The organism is Agrobacterium sp. CFBP 3001, from assembly GCF_027871605.1.
GTDB lineage: Bacteria > Pseudomonadota > Alphaproteobacteria > Rhizobiales > Rhizobiaceae > Agrobacterium > Agrobacterium leguminum.
In genome coordinates this window covers 94,218-111,604 of sequence record NZ_JAQAHD010000014.1, presented here as the reverse complement: position 1 = coordinate 111,604, position 17,387 = coordinate 94,218, and the positions used below count along the sequence as shown (strand labels likewise).

The following is a 17,387-nucleotide window of genomic DNA, read 5'->3' as shown; positions in this document are numbered from 1 at the left end:
CCAGCAAAAGTGCGTAGCGGTTTTGCGTCCGGAAAATGCGTAAAACACTAGTTTATTACAGGCCGAGCAGGCCGAAGATGGTGCCGGCGGACTTGTAGCCCATGTACCATGTCAATGCGCAGGTCAGAACGCCAAGCACAAGCAGGATGCGTGGGTAACGATAGCCGCCCATCAGGTCTTCGCGTTTCCATGCGGCGAACAGGAAGATGCTGAGGCCGATGGGCAGGATGAGGCCGTTCAGGCCGCCGACGAAGACCAGCATGGCGGCGGGCGGCGTGGTGATCAGCAGGTAGCAGACAAGCGAGACGGCGATGAAAACGACCGTCGCCATGTTGCGGGCACGTTCGGTCATGTCCTGCTTGAAGACGGGCAGGAATGAAACCGAGGTATAGGCCGCGCCGATGACGCTGGTGATGGCCGCTGCCCAGAAGATGATGCCGAAGAGCCGGAAGCCGAGATCGCCCGCGGCCGAACGGAAGGCCTGTGCGGCCGGATTGGCGGCCTGGCCCGACGTATCGATGATGACGCCGCTGGCGACGACGCCGAGAATGGCGAGGAACAGCACATAGCGCATGACGCCCGTGACGGCGATGCCGGTCAGCGCCGCGCGGTTGACGGCAGGCAGGTTTTCGATGCCGACCATGCCCCGGTCCAGCAGCCGGTGTGCGCCGGAATAGGTGATGTAGCCGCCGACGGTGCCGCCGACGATGGTGGTGATGGTTGCGAAATTGATCGTATCCGGCAGGAAGGTCTGGCGGAAGGCGTCACCCACCGGCGGTGCGGAAACGAAGGCCACATAAAGTGTCAGCACGATCATCAGGATGCCTGCGAAAATGATGAACCGGTCGACGGCAAGGCCTGCGCGTTTGGAAACGAAGATGGCGATGGAAAAGACCGCGCTGATGGCGCCGCCGATTTTCGGGTCCAGCCCGAAAATGGCGTTCAGGCCAAGGCCGGTGCCGCCAATATTGCCGATGTTGAAGAACAGGCCGCCGATAATGACGAGAATGGCCAGAAGATAACCGGAGCCGGGAATAGCGGCATTGGCAATATCGGATGCGCGCATGCGCGTCAGCGTCACGATACGCCAGATGTTGAGCTGGACGACGAAGTCGATGAGGATGGAGGCAAGGATGCCGAAGGCGAAGGCGGCACCGAGCTGGGTCGTGAATGTCGCCGTCTGCGTGATGAAGCCGGGACCGATGGCGGATGTCGCCATCAGGAAGATCGCGCCCATCAGGGATGCGCGTTTTGACATTTTCACATCGGCAGTCGGGGTGAGCTTTTTCTGCTCCATGGATTTTCTCCGCTCCTGTCGCAATCCGCCCCTCGCGGATGCTTTATGCGGACGATCTTGTCCTGTTCTGCGAAATTGTCAACTTTGTTCAACAATATAAAGTTATCGTTCTTTCATTTTGTCCATTTGTTGGACGTAATGAGCAGGATTTAATCACGTTTTTTTCGTGCTTTGCTAATGCTTTGTGCTATGGGCAATCATGCCGTGTCCGAACATGCCTGTCACGGAATTCCCGATGCTGCATTGCTCTTAAGGAAAGGAGCGCCATGACCGAAACGATAGAGGGTCTGCCGCTTGCGGATCGATTGGCCAAGGGTATTCGCACCCTACTGATCTCCGGCGAGTTGATGCCGGGACAGCGCCTATCAGAGGCAGCCTTCAGTGAACGTTTCGACGTCTCGCGCAATTCGCTGCGCGAAGCTTTCCGGTTGTTGACCAAGGACGGGCTTCTGCGCCACGAGGCAAATCGCGGCGTGTTCGTCGCCGTTCCCACCATGTCCTCGGTCATCGATATTTATCGGGTGCGACGCATGGTGGAATGCGGCGCACTTCGCCAGGCCTGGCACAAGCATCCCGCAATCAAGACGATGCGGGCAGCGGTCGAGGACGCCAAGGTCAAGCGTGAAGATGCAGACTGGCTGGGTGTGGGCAGCGCCAACATGAAATTTCACGCCGCCGTCGTCGATCTTCTCGACAGCGCTCGCCTCAGCGATTTTTACGAGCGTATCGCCGCTGAACTCAGGCTTTGTTTCGGTTTGCTGAAAGATCCCGAACAGCTTCATTCTCCCTTCGTGGACATGAACAGCAAGATCCTGTCGCTGATGGAAGAGGGCAAGGCGCAAGAGGCCGGCGACGAGATGGAAATCTATCTCAATCTGTCCGAGCGGACGGTTTTGAAGGCGCTTGAACGCGCCGTCGAACACGCTTCCTGACATGACGGGCGGCAGGGGAAAAAACGGCCCTTGCCGCTCCCGCCATTTTTTGCATCCGCAGCCGATTGCCAAGTTTGCTGCGCTGCGTCATCAATGCTGACATGACGCTTCGCGACCTGACCATTCTCGTTATCGACGAAAACGCGATCCGCGCCTCCATCATCGAGGAGGGGCTGCGCGAGGCCGGCTATCATCGCGTCACCGTCATCCACGAGGTGAACGGGGTGGCGCGCACCATCGAGACGCTGCAGCCCGATGTCATCTTCATCGATCTCGAAAATCCCAATCGTGACATGATGGAGCATCTGTTCCAGCTTACCCGCACGGTCGGCCGGCCGATCGCCATGTTTGTCGATCGCTCCGACACCGCGTCCATTGAGGCGGCCGTCGAGGCGGGCGTTTCCGCCTATGTGGTGGACGGGCTGAAGAAGGAGCGGGTCAAGCCCATTCTCGACATGGCGGTCAGCCGCTTCAATGCCTTCAGCCGTCTGCAGCGGGAACTTGCCGAAGCGAAATCGGCGCTTGAGGAACGCAAGGTCATCGAGCGCGCCAAGGGCATTCTGATGAAGATGCGCGGCCTTTCCGAAGAGGAGGCCTTTGCCCTTTTGCGGCAAACCGCAATGAACGAGAAGAAGAAGATTTCCGAGATCGCGCAAAGCGTGGTCACCGCGGCCGGTCTGTTGATGTAACGAACCGCCGGTCGGACAGTGTGGAGTGAATGATATGGCGGCACCGGAAAAAACGGCCGGATCAGACAGCGGCGTAACGCAAGCACCGGCAATCGTCGGCAGCGACCGGCAGAAAATTCTGCGTGCCGGCTTTATTCCGCTTGTCGACGCATCCGTCCTGATTGCTGCGGCCGAATTCGGTTTCGCAGAACGCGAAGGCCTTTCGCTCGATCTCGTCAAGGATGTTTCCTGGGCGAATGTGCGCGACCGGCTGGCGTTTCGGCAATTCGATATCGCCCACATGCTGTCGCCAATGCCCGTCGCCTCCATGCTCGGGCTTGGCTCAAATCCGTCGCCGACGATCACGCCCTTTTCACTCGGGCGCGGCGGCAATGCGATCACGCTTTCGACCCGGCTGTTTGCACGGATGAAGACTTTGACCGGGCTTTCCGAAACGGCCGGAGCGCTCGAAAATGCCGAGGCGTTGAAGCGGGTGCTCGATGATATGCGCGCCCGCGGCGAACCGCCGCCGACGCTTGGCATGACCTATCCATTTTCATCGCATAATTACGAGTTTCGCTACTGGCTTGCCGCCGGCGGCATTCACCCCGATCACGATGTCAAGCTTGTGGTCGTGCCGCCGCCATTGACCTCGGATGCGCTTGCCGCAGGGGCCATTGACGGTTTCTGCGTCGGAGCGCCGTGGAACATCGTCGCCGCCGAGCGCGGTGTCGGCCGGATCGTTGCGGCCAAGCAGGATTTGTGGCCTTCCGCACCGGAAAAAGTCATCGGCATGCGACCCGAATGGGCGGAAAACCAGCAGGAAACGGTCGGACGGTTGCTGAAGGCGCTCGATGCCGCCGCGCGCTGGTGCGACCTAGCCGAAAATCACGATGATCTCAGCGCTGCCCTTGCCGATCCCCGTTATATCGGCGCACCGGAAGGTATCATTCGCCGTGTGCTTGCCGGTGAATTCAGTATCGACAGCCAGGGCAACCGCCGGGTGATCGACAATTATTTCATCTTCCACGATGGTCACGCCAATTATCCGCGCCAGAGCCAGGCATTGTGGATCTACAGCCAGATGATCCGCTGGGGGCAGGCCGAGTTTTCCCAGGCCGGTGTGGAGGCCGCCCTGTCTGCCTACCGGCCGGATATTTATCGGGCGGCGCTTGGCGACGCCAATGCACCTGACGATGCCGATATCCGCATCGAAGGGCAGGAAGAGCAGGACCGTTTCGTGGATGGCCTCATATTCGATCCCGCCGACATTGCAGGCTACGTGAACGCCTTTTCCGTGCGCACCGCCGCACCGTTTTCTCCGACTTCAGGCGAGACGTAAGCGGCGTCTTGCCTTGCGGGCTGCGCAAATTTCAAGCGCAGGATTCTGCTCTTTGCACAAATGGAAGACAGAAAGCACGCTGATTAAAATTTAATCAGTAGATTGATTTTAAAAAATACTCTTTTATTTTCAATAATATAATCTGGTTTTTATAAACTGGCACGCCTCTTGCTTCTTGTTTTTTGCACCGGTCAACGGCGATCGGGGCAAAGCAAGGCGCGGCATAGGCGCTTTCAGAAGACACAGACGTCGCAAGGTTTTGCTGCCCGGAACACCTCCCGTTCCGCAGGCGCAAACACCGAGCGGCGTTTTTTTATTTTCAGGTTTTTTCGCAAGCGAAAGCGTCACCCGCAGAGGTGGCCCAATAAGGGGAACATGCGAATGAAAAAGATATTCTCCGGCGATGTCAGCCGCCGCACGATACTGAAGACGACAGCCACCGCCGCCCTTGTCAGCGCCGTGCGCGTGGCCTTTCCGTGCGGTGCTTTCGCAGCCACCGCTGAGCCCGAGGTGAAAGGCGCGAAAATCGGCTTCATCGCGCTCACCGATGCCGCCCCGCTCATCATTGCGGCGGAAAAGGGCCTGTTCGCCAAACACGGCATGCCGGATGTCGAGGTTCTGAAACAGGCCTCCTGGGGCGCGACGCGCGACAATCTCGTGCTAGGCGGCGCATCGAACGGCATCGACGGTGCGCATATTCTGACGCCCATGCCCTATCTCATGCATACCGGCAAGGTGACCCAGAACAATGTGCCGGTGCCGATGACCATCCTCGCCCGCCTCAACCTCGACAGCCAGGGCATTTCCGTCGCCAAGGAATATGCCGAAACCGGCGTTCAGCTGGATGCCTCCAAGCTGAAGGCGGCTTTCGAGAAAAAGAAGGCCGAGGGCAAGGAAATCAAGGCCGCCATGACCTTCCCCGGCGGCACGCATGATCTCTGGATTCGCTATTGGCTGGCCGCCGGCGGCATCGATCCGGACAAGGACGTCTCTACCATCGTCGTTCCGCCGCCGCAGATGGTCGCCAATATGAAGGTGGGCAATATGGACGTCTTCTGTGTGGGCGAACCCTGGAACGAGCAGCTCGTTAATCAGGGCATCGGTTTTACCGCCTGTACCACCGGCGAACTCTGGAAGGGCCATCCGGAAAAGGCGCTCGGCATGCGCGCCGACTGGGTGGAAAAGAACCCCAATGCCACCAAGGCGCTGCTGATGGCGGTGATGGAAGCGCAGCAATGGTGCGACGAGATGGCGAACAAGGAGGAAATGTCCACCATCCTCGGCAAACGCCAATGGTTCAATGTGCCGCCGAAGGATGTGCTTGGCCGCCTGAAGGGCAATATCAATTACGGCAACGGCCGCGTGCTCGAAAATACCGGCCTGCAGATGAAGTTCTGGCAGGACCATGCCTCCTATCCCTTCCGCAGCCACGACAGCTGGTTCATCGCGGAAAACATCCGCTGGGGCAAATTCGCACCCGATACGGATGTGAAAGCGCTGGTGGAGAAGGTGAACCGTGAGGATATCTGGCGCGCGGCGGCCAAGGATCTCGGCGTCGCCGATCTTCCCGCCTCCACCTCGCGTGGCAAGGAAACCTTCTTCGACGGCAAGGTCTTCGACCCGGAAAATCCGTCGGCCTATCTCGAAAGCCTGTCCATCAAGGCGGCCTCCTGAGGAGGAGACCCGGGGTGTCGCCCCTCATCCGCCAGGTGCGCTGCCCAACCGGCGCGACTGAAGACCGGATGAGGGGCGAGCCCCAGACCGCAACCGACATCAAGAGGAAATGCCCATGTCCGCATTGGCCCGAAAATTCAAGGAAGAGCCGCACCAGCCGGCAACGCAGAAAGCAAATGTCGTGTCGCTTGCGCCGAAACAGTCGCCGCGGATCGATCTGCGCAAATGGGGTGCGGCCGCTGCCCGCAACATCGTACCGCCGTTCATCGTCCTCGCCATTCTGCTGGGCGTCTGGCAATTGCTCTGTTCCGCCCCCGGCTCATCGCTGCCGCCCCCGAGCCAGGTTTTCGAGGAGAGCTACGATCTCATCGTATCGCCGTTCTTCCATAATGGTTCGCAGGATATCGGCCTTGGCTGGCGCGTGCTGGTCTCGCTGGAGCGTGTGGCTTACGGTTTCGGCCTCGCCGCCATTGCCGGCATCATTCTCGGCGCTGTCGTCGGTCAGTCGGTCTGGGCCATGCGCGGTCTCGATCCGATCTTCCAGGTGCTGCGCACCGTGCCGCCGCTTGCCTGGCTGCCGCTTTCGCTGGCCGCCTTTCAGGACAGCAATCCTTCGGCCATTTTCGTGATCTTCATCACCTCCATCTGGCCGGTCATCATCAATACCGCAGTCGGCGTGCGCAATATTCCGCAGGACTACCGCAACGTGGCGCAGGTGCTGCGACTCAACCAGCTCGAATTCTTCTTCAAGATCATGCTGCCTTCGGCGGCACCCTACATCTTCACCGGCCTGCGTATCGGTGTCGGCCTTTCGTGGCTCGCAATCGTCGCGGCGGAAATGCTGACCGGCGGCGTCGGCATCGGTTTCTTCATCTGGGATGCGTGGAACTCCTCGCGCCTGCCCGACATCATCGTGGCGCTTGTCTACATCGGCGTCGTCGGCTTCGTGCTCGACAAGCTGGTGGCGGCGCTCGGCAAGGTCATCACCCGCGGCGCTGCGGCAAATTAAGAGGGCGACGATCATGAACGCTTATCTGAAGCTCGATCACATCGACAAATATTTCGACAAGGGCGGTTCGCGCGCCGAGGTGCTGAAAGGCATCAATCTCACCATCGAAAAAGGCGAATTCGTCTCCGTCATCGGCCATTCCGGTTGCGGCAAATCCACCATGCTCAATCTCATCGCCGGACTGACGAAAGTGTCTGCCGGCGCCGTTCTGCTCGAAAACCGCGAGGTCAACGAGCCCGGCCCGGAACGCGCCGTCGTGTTCCAGAACCACAGCCTGCTGCCTTGGCTTTCGGTTTATGAAAACGTGAACCTCGCCGTCGAGAAGGTCTTCCGCAATACCAAGACCCGGGCCGAGCGGCATGACTGGGTCATGCGCAATCTCGATCTCGTGCAGATGGCCCATGCTAAGGACAAGAAACCGTCTGAAATTTCCGGCGGCATGAAACAGCGCGTCGGCATTGCCCGCGCGCTCGCCATGGAGCCGAAGATCCTGCTGCTCGACGAGCCTTTCGGTGCGCTGGACGCGCTGACCCGTGCCCATCTCCAGGACGCGGTGATGGAAATCCACGCCCGGCTTGGCAACACCATGGTCATGATCACTCATGATGTCGACGAGGCGGTGCTGCTTTCCGACCGTATCGTGATGATGACCAACGGTCCGGCAGCCCACATCGGCGAAGTGCTGGAGGTGCCGCTGGCACGCCCGCGCAACCGCATCGAGCTCGCATCCGACAAGACCTACCTCAAATGCCGCGAGGCCGTGCTGAAGTTCCTTTACGAACGTCACCGCTTCGTCGAAGCTGCGGAGTAACGACCATGACGCAAAAACTCGTCATCATCGGCAATGGCATGGCGCCGGGGCGCATGCTGGAGAACCTGTTCGAAACCGCTCCCGGCCTTTACGACGTCACCATTTTTAACGCCGAGCCGCGCGTCAATTACGACCGCATCATGCTCTCGCCGGTGCTTTCTGGCGAAAAGAGCTATGAAGACATCGTCATTCATAATGACGAATGGTATGCGGCTAACAATGTGACGCTGCACAAGGGTGCGAAGGTCACCGGCATCGACCGCGACAGAAAGACCGTGACCAGCGAAAACGGCATCACGGTTTCCTACGACAAGCTGGTGATCGCCACCGGTTCGTTGCCCTTCATCATTCCCGTCCCCGGCCACCAATTGCCGGGCGTGCTCGCCTACCGCGATCTCGACGATGTGACGAAGATGCTGGAAATCGCCGAGGGCAAGGGCCGCGCCATCGTCATCGGCGCCGGTCTTCTCGGGCTGGAAGCCGCCTATGGCCTCAAGCGCCAGGGCATGGACGTTACCGTCATCCACCTGATGCCGACGATCATGGAGCGCCAGCTCGATCCAGCAGCGGCCTATCTTCTCGAAAAGGCGCTTAACGAGCGCGGCATCGACATCATCACCAAGGCCAATACCAAATGCATTCTGGGTGAGGAGAAGGTCGAGGGCATCGAGCTGGAAGATGGCCGCGTCATCAAGGGCGACATGGTGGTGATGGCGGTCGGCATCCGTCCTGCCTCGGGCCTCGCCAAGGAGGCGGGTATAGCCGTCAATCGCGGCATCGTGGTGGATGATGGCATGATGACGTCCGACGCCTCGATCTATGCGCTCGGCGAATGCGCCGAGCATCGCGGCATGTGCTACGGACTGGTCGCGCCGCTTTATGAATCGGCGCGGGTGCTGGCGGACCGGCTGTGCGGCGGCTCGGCCGAATATCACGGCTCTGTCACCAATACCAAGCTGAAGGTCACCGGCATCAACCTGTTTTCCGCCGGTGATTTCGCCGAAGGCGACGACCGCGAGGAAATCGTGCTGCGCGATGCCACCGCCGGTGTCTATAAGCGCCTGATCCTCAAGGAAAACCGCATCATCGGCGCGGTGCTTTACGGCGAGACGGCGGACGGCTCGTGGTTCTTCGATCTGATGAAGAAATCGACCGATATTTCCGCCATGCGCGAAACCCTGATCTTCGGCCAGGCCTATCAGGGAGGGTCGCCACTGGACCCTATGGCGGCCGTTGCAGCCTTGCCGGATGATGCGGAAATCTGCGGCTGCAACGGCGTCTGCAAGGGCAAGATCACATCGGCCATCACCTCCAAGGGGCTGACATCGCTGGACGATGTGCGCGCCCACACGAAGGCATCCGCCTCCTGCGGCAATTGCACCGGCCTTGTCGAGCAGCTGATGACGATAACGCTCGGTGACAGCTACAATCCCGCTGCCGTGCAGCCCATGTGCAAATGCACCGATCTTGGCCACGACGATGTGCGCCGTCTCATCAAGGCGAAGGGGCTGAAGACCATTCCCGCCGTGATGCAGGAGCTGGAATGGAAGACCTCCTGCGGCTGCGCCAAATGCCGGCCGGCGCTCAATTATTACCTCGTCTGCGACTGGCCGGATGAATATGCCGACGATTACCAGTCGCGTTTCATCAATGAGCGCGTCCACGCCAATATCCAGAAGGACGGTACCTATTCCGTCGTTCCGCGCATGTGGGGCGGCGTCACCTCTTCCTCCGAGCTCCGGGCGATTGCGGATGTGGTCGACAAGTTCGAAATCCCGATGGTGAAGGTGACGGGCGGCCAGCGCATCGATCTTCTCGGCATCGAGAAGGAGGATCTGCCGGCGGTCTGGGCCGATCTCGGCAAGGCTGGTTTCATTTCCGGCCAGGCTTACGCCAAAGGTTTGCGCACGGTCAAAACCTGCGTCGGCCAGCAATGGTGCCGCTTCGGCACGCAGGATTCCACCGGCCTTGGCATCCGCATCGAAAAATTCATGTGGGGCTCGTGGACACCCGCCAAGCTGAAACTTGCGGTCTCAGGCTGTCCGCGCAACTGCGCGGAGGCGACCTGCAAGGATATCGGCGTGATCTGCGTCGATTCCGGTTTCGAGATCCATTTCGCCGGTGCCGCCGGCCTCGATATCAAGGGCACGGAAGTTCTGGGTCTCGTCAAAACCGAGGATGAGGCGCTGGAGCATATCGTGGCGCTGACGCAGATGTATCGCGAACAGGCCCGCTATCTTGAGCGCATTTACAAATGGGCCAAGCGCATCGGTTATGACGAAATCCGCCGCCAGATCATGGACGATGCGGAAAAGCGCAAGGCCTATTTCGATCGCTTCGTCTTCAGCCAAAAATTCGCGCAGGTCGATCCCTGGTCGGAACGCGTATCCGGCCACGACAAGCACGAATTCAGGCCCATGGCGGCGATCGGTTTCAATCAGGCGGCGGAGTGAGAACGATGGACAGCAACTGGATCGATATTGGCGATATCTCCGACATTCCCCTGCGCGGCGCGCGTTGCGTCAAAACGCCGATGGGCAAGATCGCCGTGTTCCGCACGGCGGAAAATCAGGTCTTCGCCATCGAGGACCACTGCCCGCACAAGGGCGGGCCGCTGAGCCAGGGCATCGTGCATGGCGCTTCGGTGACATGTCCTTTGCATAATTGGGTCATTTCGCTGGAAACTGGCAAGGCCTTGGGGGCGGATGAGGGCGAGGTGAGGACCATTCCGGTGCGTAATCTGGATGGAAGGCTTTCGATAGCGCTCGAAACCCTGATGATTGCGGCGGAGTGAATTGCGATGGCGGTGGCGTTACCCCCCTCTGTCCTGCCGGACATCTCCCCCTCAAGGGGGGAGATCACTCGCGGCACAAACGTCCATTCACAACTGGCGTCGTTGCCGGTGGAGAGGAAACGGGGAGCCATCCGCTTGTCGATCTCTCCCCTTGAGGGGGAGATGTCCGGCAGGACAGAGGGGGGTAACCGCCACGCACTGAGGGGGCAAACCCATGCCCACTGAAACAAAAACCACCTGTCCCTATTGCGGCGTTGGCTGCGGCGTCATCGCCACCGTCAACGACGATGGCGCGGTATCCGTCAGAGGCGATGAGGATCACCCCGCCAATTTCGGACGGCTGTGCTCCAAAGGTTCGGCTCTGGCCGAAACCATCGACCTCGACGGTCGCCTGCTCCACCCGGAAATCGCCGGCAGGCGGGCGTCATGGGACGAAGCGCTTGACCTCGTCGCTTCCCGGTTTTCTCAAGCCATCGCCGAACACGGCCCGGACTCCGTCGCCTTTTACGTCTCCGGCCAATTGCTGACCGAGGATTATTATCTCGCCAACAAGCTGATGAAGGGTTTCATCGGCTCGGCCAATATCGATACCAATTCAAGGCTGTGCATGTCGTCTTCCGTCGCCGGCCATCGCCGTGCCTTTGGGGCCGATACGGTGCCGGGCACCTATGAGGATATGGAGCTTGCCGATCTGGTGATCCTCACCGGTTCCAATCTCGCCTGGTGCCATCCAGTGCTTTACCAAAGGCTTGCGGCGGCAAAGGCTGCGCGGCCGGAAATGAAAGTCGTCGTTATCGATCCGCGTCGGACGATGAGCGCCGATATTGCCGATATGCACCTCGCCATCCGCCCGGATGGAGATGTGGCACTGTTTACCGGCTTGCTGGCGCATCTTTCTGATAGTCCCGCAATCGATCGCGGTTATGTGGAAAATCACACGCTCGGTTTTGATGCGGCGATGCAGGCAGCAAACGGACACAGCCTGCCGGAGATCGCCGAAGCCACCGGCCTGACGATTGCCGAACTGATTTCCTTTTACGAATTGTTCGAACGCACCGAAAAAACCGTCACCTGCTACAGCCAGGGCGTCAACCAGTCTAAAAGCGGCACCGACAAGGTCAACGCTATCATCAATTGCCACCTTGCCACCGGCCGCATCGGCAGGCCGGGCATGGGGCCGTTTTCGCTGACCGGCCAGCCGAACGCCATGGGCGGGCGCGAGGTCGGCGGGCTGGCCAACATGCTGGCCGCCCATATGGCCATCGAAAATGCCGAGGATCGCGACCGTGTGCGGCGCTTCTGGGCCTCGCCCGCCATTGCGGAAAAACCCGGCCTGAAGGCGGTGGACATGTTCAGGGCCGTGGCCGATGGCCGCATCAAGGCGCTGTGGATCATGGCGACCAACCCGGTGGTTTCCATGCCGGATGCCGGTGCCGTCGAGGCGGCCATCAAGGCGTGTCCTTTCGTCGTGGTGTCCGATGTCATGGCGAATACCGATACGGCCCGCCATGCCCATGTGCTTCTGCCATCGCTTGGTTGGGGGGAAAAGGACGGCACCGTCACCAATTCCGAGCGGCGCATTTCCCGCCAGCGCGGTTTTCTCGCGGTACCCGGCGAAGCGAAAGCGGACTGGTGGCAAATGGCGGAAGTGGGCCGGCGCATGGGTTTCGGCACGGCCTTCGCCTATGGCCAGCCATCGGAGATTTTTGCCGAACATGCCGCTCTTTCCGGCTTTGAGAACGCGGGCAGTCGCGATTTCGATATCAGCGGTGTCGAGCGGAATTCCTACGATGCGATGACGCCGTTTCAATGGCCGAAAGCCGGGCCGGGCGACGCCGTCGTTACCCGCTTTTTCGCCGATGGCCGGTTTTACCATGCCGATGGCAAGGCGCGGTTTATTGTCACCACCCTGCCGGAGACGGGCAGAACATCGGCGGATTATCCGCTGACGCTGAATACCGGCCGCATCCGCGATCAATGGCACACCATGACCCGCACGGGCAAAAGTGCGCGCCTTACTGCCCATATCGCCGAACCTTTCGCCGAGCTTCATCCGCGCGATGCGCAGACGCTGGGAATAGAAAGCGCCGATCTGGTGGAGCTGGAAAGTCCCCATGGCAAGGTTCTGCTGCGGGCGCTGGTGAGCGAAAGGCAGGCGCGCGGCTCGGTGTTTGCGCCGATGCACTGGAACGACCAGTTCGCCTCGCAGGCGCGCATCGATGTTGTGGTTGCGCCGGTGACGGACCCATATTCAGGCCAGCCCGCCTCGAAAAACGTGGCAGTAAGGGCAAGGCGCTTCGAAGCGAAAGCCTATGGTTTCGCCATCTCCCGCGTCCGGCCGGATGCACCGGATTGTGCTTACTGGGCCACGGCCAAAGCGGATGGCGGTTATCGCATGGAGCTCGCCTTTGCCGAGGAGCCGCAGGACTGGACACTCTGGGCGCGACAGGTCTTCGGCATCGAGGCCAGGGTCGAGCCGCTGGGTTATAGTGACCGGCAGACGGGTGACCTGCGCCTCGCCTTCTTCGACGGCGATATCCTGCTGGCAGCGCTGTTCGTCGCCAGGCAGCCGGTGGCCGTCGCCCGCAACTGGGCGATCTCGCAACTTGCCGAGCGTCATGAGGATCTGCGCATGCGTTTTGCGCTGGTTGCCGGTCGCCCCGGTGCCGGCCGCGCCGATCCGGGCGCCACCGTCTGCTCCTGCTTTAACGTCGGAGTGAACCAGATTACCGCGGCCATCCGCGAAGGCTGCCGCAGCGTCGAAGCCATAGGCAAGGCGTTGAATGCCGGAACCAATTGCGGCTCCTGCCGCGCTGAAATCAGGGGGATCATCGATGGATGCCTTAAAACCGCAGCGGAATGAACCGGCCCGCATGGAAAGATTAGCCAAGTTGCCGGTCTTCTGGGGGCTTGAGGGCAAGCGCGTGGTGCTGGCGGGCGGATCGGACGGGGCCGCCTGGAAGGCGGAACTGCTGCTGGCCTGCGGGGCGGAATTGCATCTTTATTGCGAGGAGAGCGGGCTTTCGGAAAGCTTTGCAGTGCTTGTCGCAAAAAGCCAGATGCTGAGATGGCATGACCGTCCGTGGGGTCCGGATATCTTCGGCGGCGCGGAACTGGCTCTGGCGGATTGCGAGACCGATGCGGAAGCCGCGAGCTTCTACGATGCCGCGCGCGCGGCCGGCGTTCCCGTCAATGTCATCGACAAGCCGGAATTCTGCCAGTTCCAGTTTGGCTCCATCGTCAATCGCTCGCCCGTGGTGGTATCTATTTCCACCGATGGCGCAGCACCCATTCTGGCGCAGGCTATCCGCCGGCGCATTGAGACATTGCTGCCGCTTTCGCTGAAGGATTGGGGCGCGCTTGCCCAGACAATCCGCGAGCGCGTCAATCTGCGGCTCGCTCCCGGCGCGTCGCGGCGCTCTTTCTGGGAAAAATTCGTCGATCGGGCTTTTACCGAAAGGCTGGATGAGGGCAGCGAGGAACGGCTGCTTGCGGATATCGGAATGCAGGCTGCGCGGGCAGGATCGGGGCGCGGCCTTGTGACGCTTGTGGGCGCCGGACCGGGCGATGCCGAACTGCTGACACTGAAAGCGGTGCGCGCTTTGCAGGCGGCCGATGTCATCCTGTTCGACGATCTCGTCTCGGCCGAGGTGCTGGAACTGGCGCGGCGGGAGGCGAAACGCATGCTGGTCGGCAAGCGTGGCGGCCGGGAAAGCTGCAGGCAGGAAGACATCAATGACATGATGATCCGTCTCGCCAAGGCCGGCAAACGGGTGGTGCGGTTGAAATCCGGCGATCCAATGATTTTCGGGCGCGCCGGCGAGGAAATCGCTGCGCTGGAGGCTGAAAATATCCCGGTCGAGATCGTGCCCGGCATTACCGCCGCAAGCGCCATGGCCTCGCGCCTGGGTGTGTCCCTGACCCATCGCGACCATGCCCAGTCGGTACGCTTCATCACCGGCCATTCCCGACAGGGAAGGCTGCCGGAGAATATCGACTGGAAATCGCTGTCCGACCCTTCCGTAACCACGGTCTTTTACATGGGTGGGCGCACCGCAGCCGAGATCGAAGCTGCCCTGCTTGCCCATGGCATGCCTGCCTTGACGCCCGTTGCCATCATGATTTCCGTCAGTCGCTCAAACGAACAGCGCTGGTGCGGTTCGCTTACGCAATTGGCTGCGGCCGTTGAGAGGCTGGGTGTAAACGAACCGGTGCTAATCGGCATCGGCGATGCATTTGGTGCCGCGTCTTCGGCGATGTCCCGTTCCAGCCCGCTCATTCAGAAAGTCGGCTAAATAATATCGTCAAATGGCGTCGTGGGGTTCACGACCTGTTTTCATCCCGCCACTATCGCTGCTGCAAAACCGTCCCTTGACATTGGTTTTTCGTTCGCTCTTCAATAAAACGAAAAAATTGAAAGAGGAGGGAGGGTGAAATGCTGCTCACACCGCGTCAGGATGAAATCGTTGCGCTGGCGAAAGCGAACGGGCGGGTGCTGGTCGACGAGCTGGCGGCGCGGTTCTCCGTCACTCCCCAGACGATCCGCAAGGATCTGAACGATCTCTGCGATACGCGGGTTTTAACCCGCATCCACGGCGGCGCGCTTTTTCCAAGCGGCAATGAAAACGTCAAATACGAGGCGCGTCGGGCGATAGCCTCTTCCGAAAAGCAGGCGATAGGCGCCGCCGCCGCCGCCCTTATCCCGAACAACTCGTCACTCTTCATCAATATCGGCACGACGACCGAAGCCGTGGGCGAAGCGCTGGCGGATCATCACGAGTTGATGGTCATTACCAACAACATCAATGTTGCCAACAGGTTGCGTGTCTTCCCCGGTATCGAGGTGGTGATTGCCGGCGGTGTCGTGCGCGGTTCCGATGGCGGTATCGTCGGCGAGGCGGCGGTGGATTTCATTCGCCAGTTCAAGGTGGATTTTGCGGTCATCGGCGTTTCGGCCATCGATGAGGATGGCGCTTTGCTGGATTTCGACTTTCGTGAGGTCAAGGTCGCGCAGGCAATCATCTCCAATGCGCGCCATGTCATTCTGGTGTCGGATTCGCTCAAATTCGAGCGCACGGCTCCGGTTCGTATCGGCCATCTTTCCCAGGTGCATACTTTCATCACCGATCATTGTCCGGTGGATTCGATCCGGTCCATCTGTGCCGATCATGACGTCCGGTTGATCGAAACCGAGATGGTCGAGTCCTGATCGGGATAGCCCATGAATTTCGTTTGACATTCGTTTTGTCTTCGAATTAGATGTTCGTGCTTTCAGTATATCGATGAGGAGAGCGTCGATGAAAGCGCGGGAGGGTCCATGTCTGACGAGGCAATCCACGATATTTTCGTGATCGGCGGCGGTATCAATGGCTGCGGCATCGCGCGTGACGCCGTCGGCAGGGGCTATTCCGTCGCGCTTGCGGAAATGAACGATTTCGCCTCCGGCACCTCGTCCGCCGCTACCAAGCTTATCCATGGCGGTTTGCGTTATCTCGAACATTACGAGTTTCGTCTGGTGCGCGAAGCGCTGATGGAACGTGAGGTGCTGTGGGCCATGGCGCCGCACATCATCTGGCCCATGCGCTTCGTATTGCCGTTCCAGAAAGGTGGCGTGCGCCCGGCTTGGCTCGTGCGTCTCGGGCTATTTCTGTACGACCATCTCGGCGGCCGCAAGCTTCTGCCCGCGACCCGCTCGCTCGATCTGCGCCGCGATCCCGCCGGGAAACCTTTGAAACCGATTTTTGCCCGCGCCTTCGAATATTCGGATGGCTGGGTGGACGATGCCCGCCTGGTGGTGCTGAATGCCCGCGACGCCGCCAATCGCGGCGCGCTCATCCTCAACCGCACGCAGGTGGTTTCGGCCCGGCGCGAAGGCGCCTTCTGGCATGTCGAAACCAAAAATGCGGCCGGAGAGACCAAAACCTACCGGGCGCGCATGCTGGTGAATGCCGCGGGTCCCTGGGTGGACAAGGTGCTGTCCTCGGCATTTGGCAAAAACAATGTCCATAATGTCCGCCTGGTGCAGGGCAGCCACATCATCGTGCGCAAGAAATTTTCCGATCCGCGTGCCTATTTTTTCCAGAATCCGGACGGGCGGATCATCTTCGCCATTCCCTATGAACAGGACTTTACGCTGATCGGCACGACGGATCGCGACTATACCGCCGACCCCCGGGCTGTTAAGATCAGCGACGAGGAGATCAGCTATCTTTGCAATGCGGCGAGCGAATATTTCGTTGAACCGGTGGAGCCGGCGGATATCGTCTGGACCTATTCCGGCGTGCGCCCGCTGTTCGATGACGGAGCATCGAAAGCGCAGGAAGCGACCCGCGATTATGTGCTGAAAACCGAAGGGGCGGAAGGTGAAGCGCCGCTTCTCAATATTTTCGGCGGCAAGCTCACCACCTATCGGCGGCTTGCCGAACATGCTCTTGAAAAAATCGGCGATGCGCTGGGTGAAAAGGGTGCGCCATGGACGGCGGGCTCGCATTTGCCGGGTGGAAATTTCGGCGCCGAGGCCTACACCGCGGAAGTTTCGGCGCTGCGGTCGCGTTACCCCTTTCTTGAAGAGCGTCATGCGGAGCGGCTTGTGCGCTGCTACGGAACGGATGCGGCGGTGCTGATCGGCAATGCCACGGAGGCGGCGGCGCTCGGGCGGTATTTCGGCGGTACGCTGTACGAGGCTGAGGTTCGCTGGCTGATGGCGCGGGAATGGGCGCTGACGGCGGAGGATATTCTGTGGCGTCGCACCAAGCAGGGGCTCTTTTTTACCCCGGAAGAGGTGCGTGAGCTGGAGGATTATGTCGAAGACATTGCAGGTGGGCGCTTAAGGGCAATCTGACGATCCGGATAAAAGCGGA

The 17,387-nt window shown here is 60.2% G+C and carries 13 protein-coding genes; 12 read left to right on the top strand and 1 reads right to left on the bottom strand.

Features of this window, described 5'->3' with window-relative positions:
* Window positions 1-55: 55 nt before the first annotated feature.
* Window positions 56-1,297 (bottom strand): NRAMP family divalent metal transporter, encoded by a 1,242-nt coding sequence (locus tag PH605_RS17790; protein ID WP_142845582.1) that lies wholly within the window; start codon window positions 1,295-1,297, stop codon window positions 56-58.
* Between the two features lie 266 nt (window positions 1,298-1,563).
* Between PH605_RS17790 and PH605_RS17785 the strand changes: the two genes are divergently transcribed.
* The 12 genes from PH605_RS17785 to glpD all read left to right on the top strand — a co-directional run bounded on the left by PH605_RS17785 (window position 1,564) and on the right by glpD (window position 17,368).
* Window positions 1,564-2,229: a GntR family transcriptional regulator gene (locus PH605_RS17785; RefSeq protein ID WP_065656665.1), complete on the top strand. Its 666-nt coding sequence runs from the start codon at window positions 1,564-1,566 to the stop codon at window positions 2,227-2,229.
* A 101-nt stretch (window positions 2,230-2,330) separates the two neighbouring features.
* Window positions 2,331-2,918, top strand: coding sequence for an ANTAR domain-containing response regulator (locus PH605_RS17780; protein ID WP_003519752.1), 588 nt, complete (start codon window positions 2,331-2,333; stop codon window positions 2,916-2,918).
* A gap of 34 nt (window positions 2,919-2,952) precedes the next feature.
* Window positions 2,953-4,239 (top strand): CmpA/NrtA family ABC transporter substrate-binding protein, encoded by a 1,287-nt coding sequence (locus tag PH605_RS17775; RefSeq protein WP_142845581.1) that lies wholly within the window; start codon window positions 2,953-2,955, stop codon window positions 4,237-4,239.
* Between the two features lie 381 nt (window positions 4,240-4,620).
* The gene (locus tag PH605_RS17770; RefSeq protein ID WP_142845580.1) at window positions 4,621-5,913 is read left to right on the top strand and encodes a CmpA/NrtA family ABC transporter substrate-binding protein; all 1,293 of its coding nucleotides are present in this window, start codon (window positions 4,621-4,623) and stop codon (window positions 5,911-5,913) included.
* A gap of 115 nt (window positions 5,914-6,028) precedes the next feature.
* Window positions 6,029-6,922: a nitrate ABC transporter permease gene (gene ntrB, locus PH605_RS17765; RefSeq protein ID WP_142845579.1), complete on the top strand. Its 894-nt coding sequence runs from the start codon at window positions 6,029-6,031 to the stop codon at window positions 6,920-6,922.
* Window positions 6,923-6,935: 13 nt separating this feature from the next.
* The gene (locus PH605_RS17760) at window positions 6,936-7,733 is read left to right on the top strand and encodes an ABC transporter ATP-binding protein (RefSeq protein WP_003497964.1); all 798 of its coding nucleotides are present in this window, start codon (window positions 6,936-6,938) and stop codon (window positions 7,731-7,733) included.
* A gap of 5 nt (window positions 7,734-7,738) precedes the next feature.
* Window positions 7,739-10,186 carry a nitrite reductase large subunit NirB gene (gene nirB / locus PH605_RS17755; RefSeq protein WP_142845578.1) on the top strand — a complete coding sequence of 816 codons (2,448 nt, stop codon included), beginning with the start codon at window positions 7,739-7,741 and terminating at the stop codon, window positions 10,184-10,186.
* A gap of 5 nt (window positions 10,187-10,191) precedes the next feature.
* Window positions 10,192-10,527, top strand: a complete 336-nt coding sequence (gene nirD / locus PH605_RS17750; RefSeq protein ID WP_003519747.1) for a nitrite reductase small subunit NirD — start codon at window positions 10,192-10,194, stop codon at window positions 10,525-10,527.
* 214 nt (window positions 10,528-10,741) lie between these two features.
* Window positions 10,742-13,390 carry a nitrate reductase gene (locus tag PH605_RS17745; protein ID WP_271040154.1) on the top strand — a complete coding sequence of 883 codons (2,649 nt, stop codon included), beginning with the start codon at window positions 10,742-10,744 and terminating at the stop codon, window positions 13,388-13,390.
* Window positions 13,362-14,822 (top strand): siroheme synthase CysG, encoded by a 1,461-nt coding sequence (gene cysG / locus PH605_RS17740; RefSeq protein ID WP_161987940.1) that lies wholly within the window; start codon window positions 13,362-13,364, stop codon window positions 14,820-14,822. The genes PH605_RS17745 and cysG overlap by 29 nt, the downstream gene beginning before the upstream one ends.
* 140 nt (window positions 14,823-14,962) lie before the next feature.
* On the top strand, window positions 14,963-15,736 hold the full coding sequence (locus PH605_RS17735) for a DeoR/GlpR family DNA-binding transcription regulator (RefSeq protein WP_020812079.1): 774 nt from the start codon (window positions 14,963-14,965) through the stop codon (window positions 15,734-15,736).
* Between the two features lie 108 nt (window positions 15,737-15,844).
* On the top strand, window positions 15,845-17,368 hold the full coding sequence (gene glpD / locus PH605_RS17730) for a glycerol-3-phosphate dehydrogenase (protein WP_142845575.1): 1,524 nt from the start codon (window positions 15,845-15,847) through the stop codon (window positions 17,366-17,368).
* Window positions 17,369-17,387: the final 19 nt, after the last annotated feature.

Excerpts from the sequence above, each read along its gene's own strand:
- ntrB (WP_142845579.1), top strand. The coding sequence starts at position 6,029 with ATGTCCGCATTGGCCCGAAAATTCAAGGAAGAGCCGCACCAGCCGGCA.
- nirD (WP_003519747.1), top strand. The coding sequence starts at position 10,192 with ATGGACAGCAACTGGATCGATATTGGCGATATCTCCGACATTCCCCTG.
- glpD (WP_142845575.1), top strand. The coding sequence starts at position 15,845 with ATGTCTGACGAGGCAATCCACGATATTTTCGTGATCGGCGGCGGTATC.
- PH605_RS17745 (WP_271040154.1), top strand. The coding sequence starts at position 10,742 with ATGCCCACTGAAACAAAAACCACCTGTCCCTATTGCGGCGTTGGCTGC.
- PH605_RS17770 (WP_142845580.1), top strand. The coding sequence starts at position 4,621 with ATGAAAAAGATATTCTCCGGCGATGTCAGCCGCCGCACGATACTGAAG.
- PH605_RS17760 (WP_003497964.1), top strand. The coding sequence starts at position 6,936 with ATGAACGCTTATCTGAAGCTCGATCACATCGACAAATATTTCGACAAG.
- PH605_RS17780 (WP_003519752.1), top strand. The coding sequence starts at position 2,331 with ATGACGCTTCGCGACCTGACCATTCTCGTTATCGACGAAAACGCGATC.
- PH605_RS17785 (WP_065656665.1), top strand. The coding sequence starts at position 1,564 with ATGACCGAAACGATAGAGGGTCTGCCGCTTGCGGATCGATTGGCCAAG.
- PH605_RS17790 (WP_142845582.1), bottom strand. The coding sequence starts at position 1,297 with ATGGAGCAGAAAAAGCTCACCCCGACTGCCGATGTGAAAATGTCAAAA.
- nirB (WP_142845578.1), top strand. The coding sequence starts at position 7,739 with ATGACGCAAAAACTCGTCATCATCGGCAATGGCATGGCGCCGGGGCGC.
- cysG (WP_161987940.1), top strand. The coding sequence starts at position 13,362 with ATGGATGCCTTAAAACCGCAGCGGAATGAACCGGCCCGCATGGAAAGA.
- PH605_RS17775 (WP_142845581.1), top strand. The coding sequence starts at position 2,953 with ATGGCGGCACCGGAAAAAACGGCCGGATCAGACAGCGGCGTAACGCAA.
- PH605_RS17735 (WP_020812079.1), top strand. The coding sequence starts at position 14,963 with ATGCTGCTCACACCGCGTCAGGATGAAATCGTTGCGCTGGCGAAAGCG.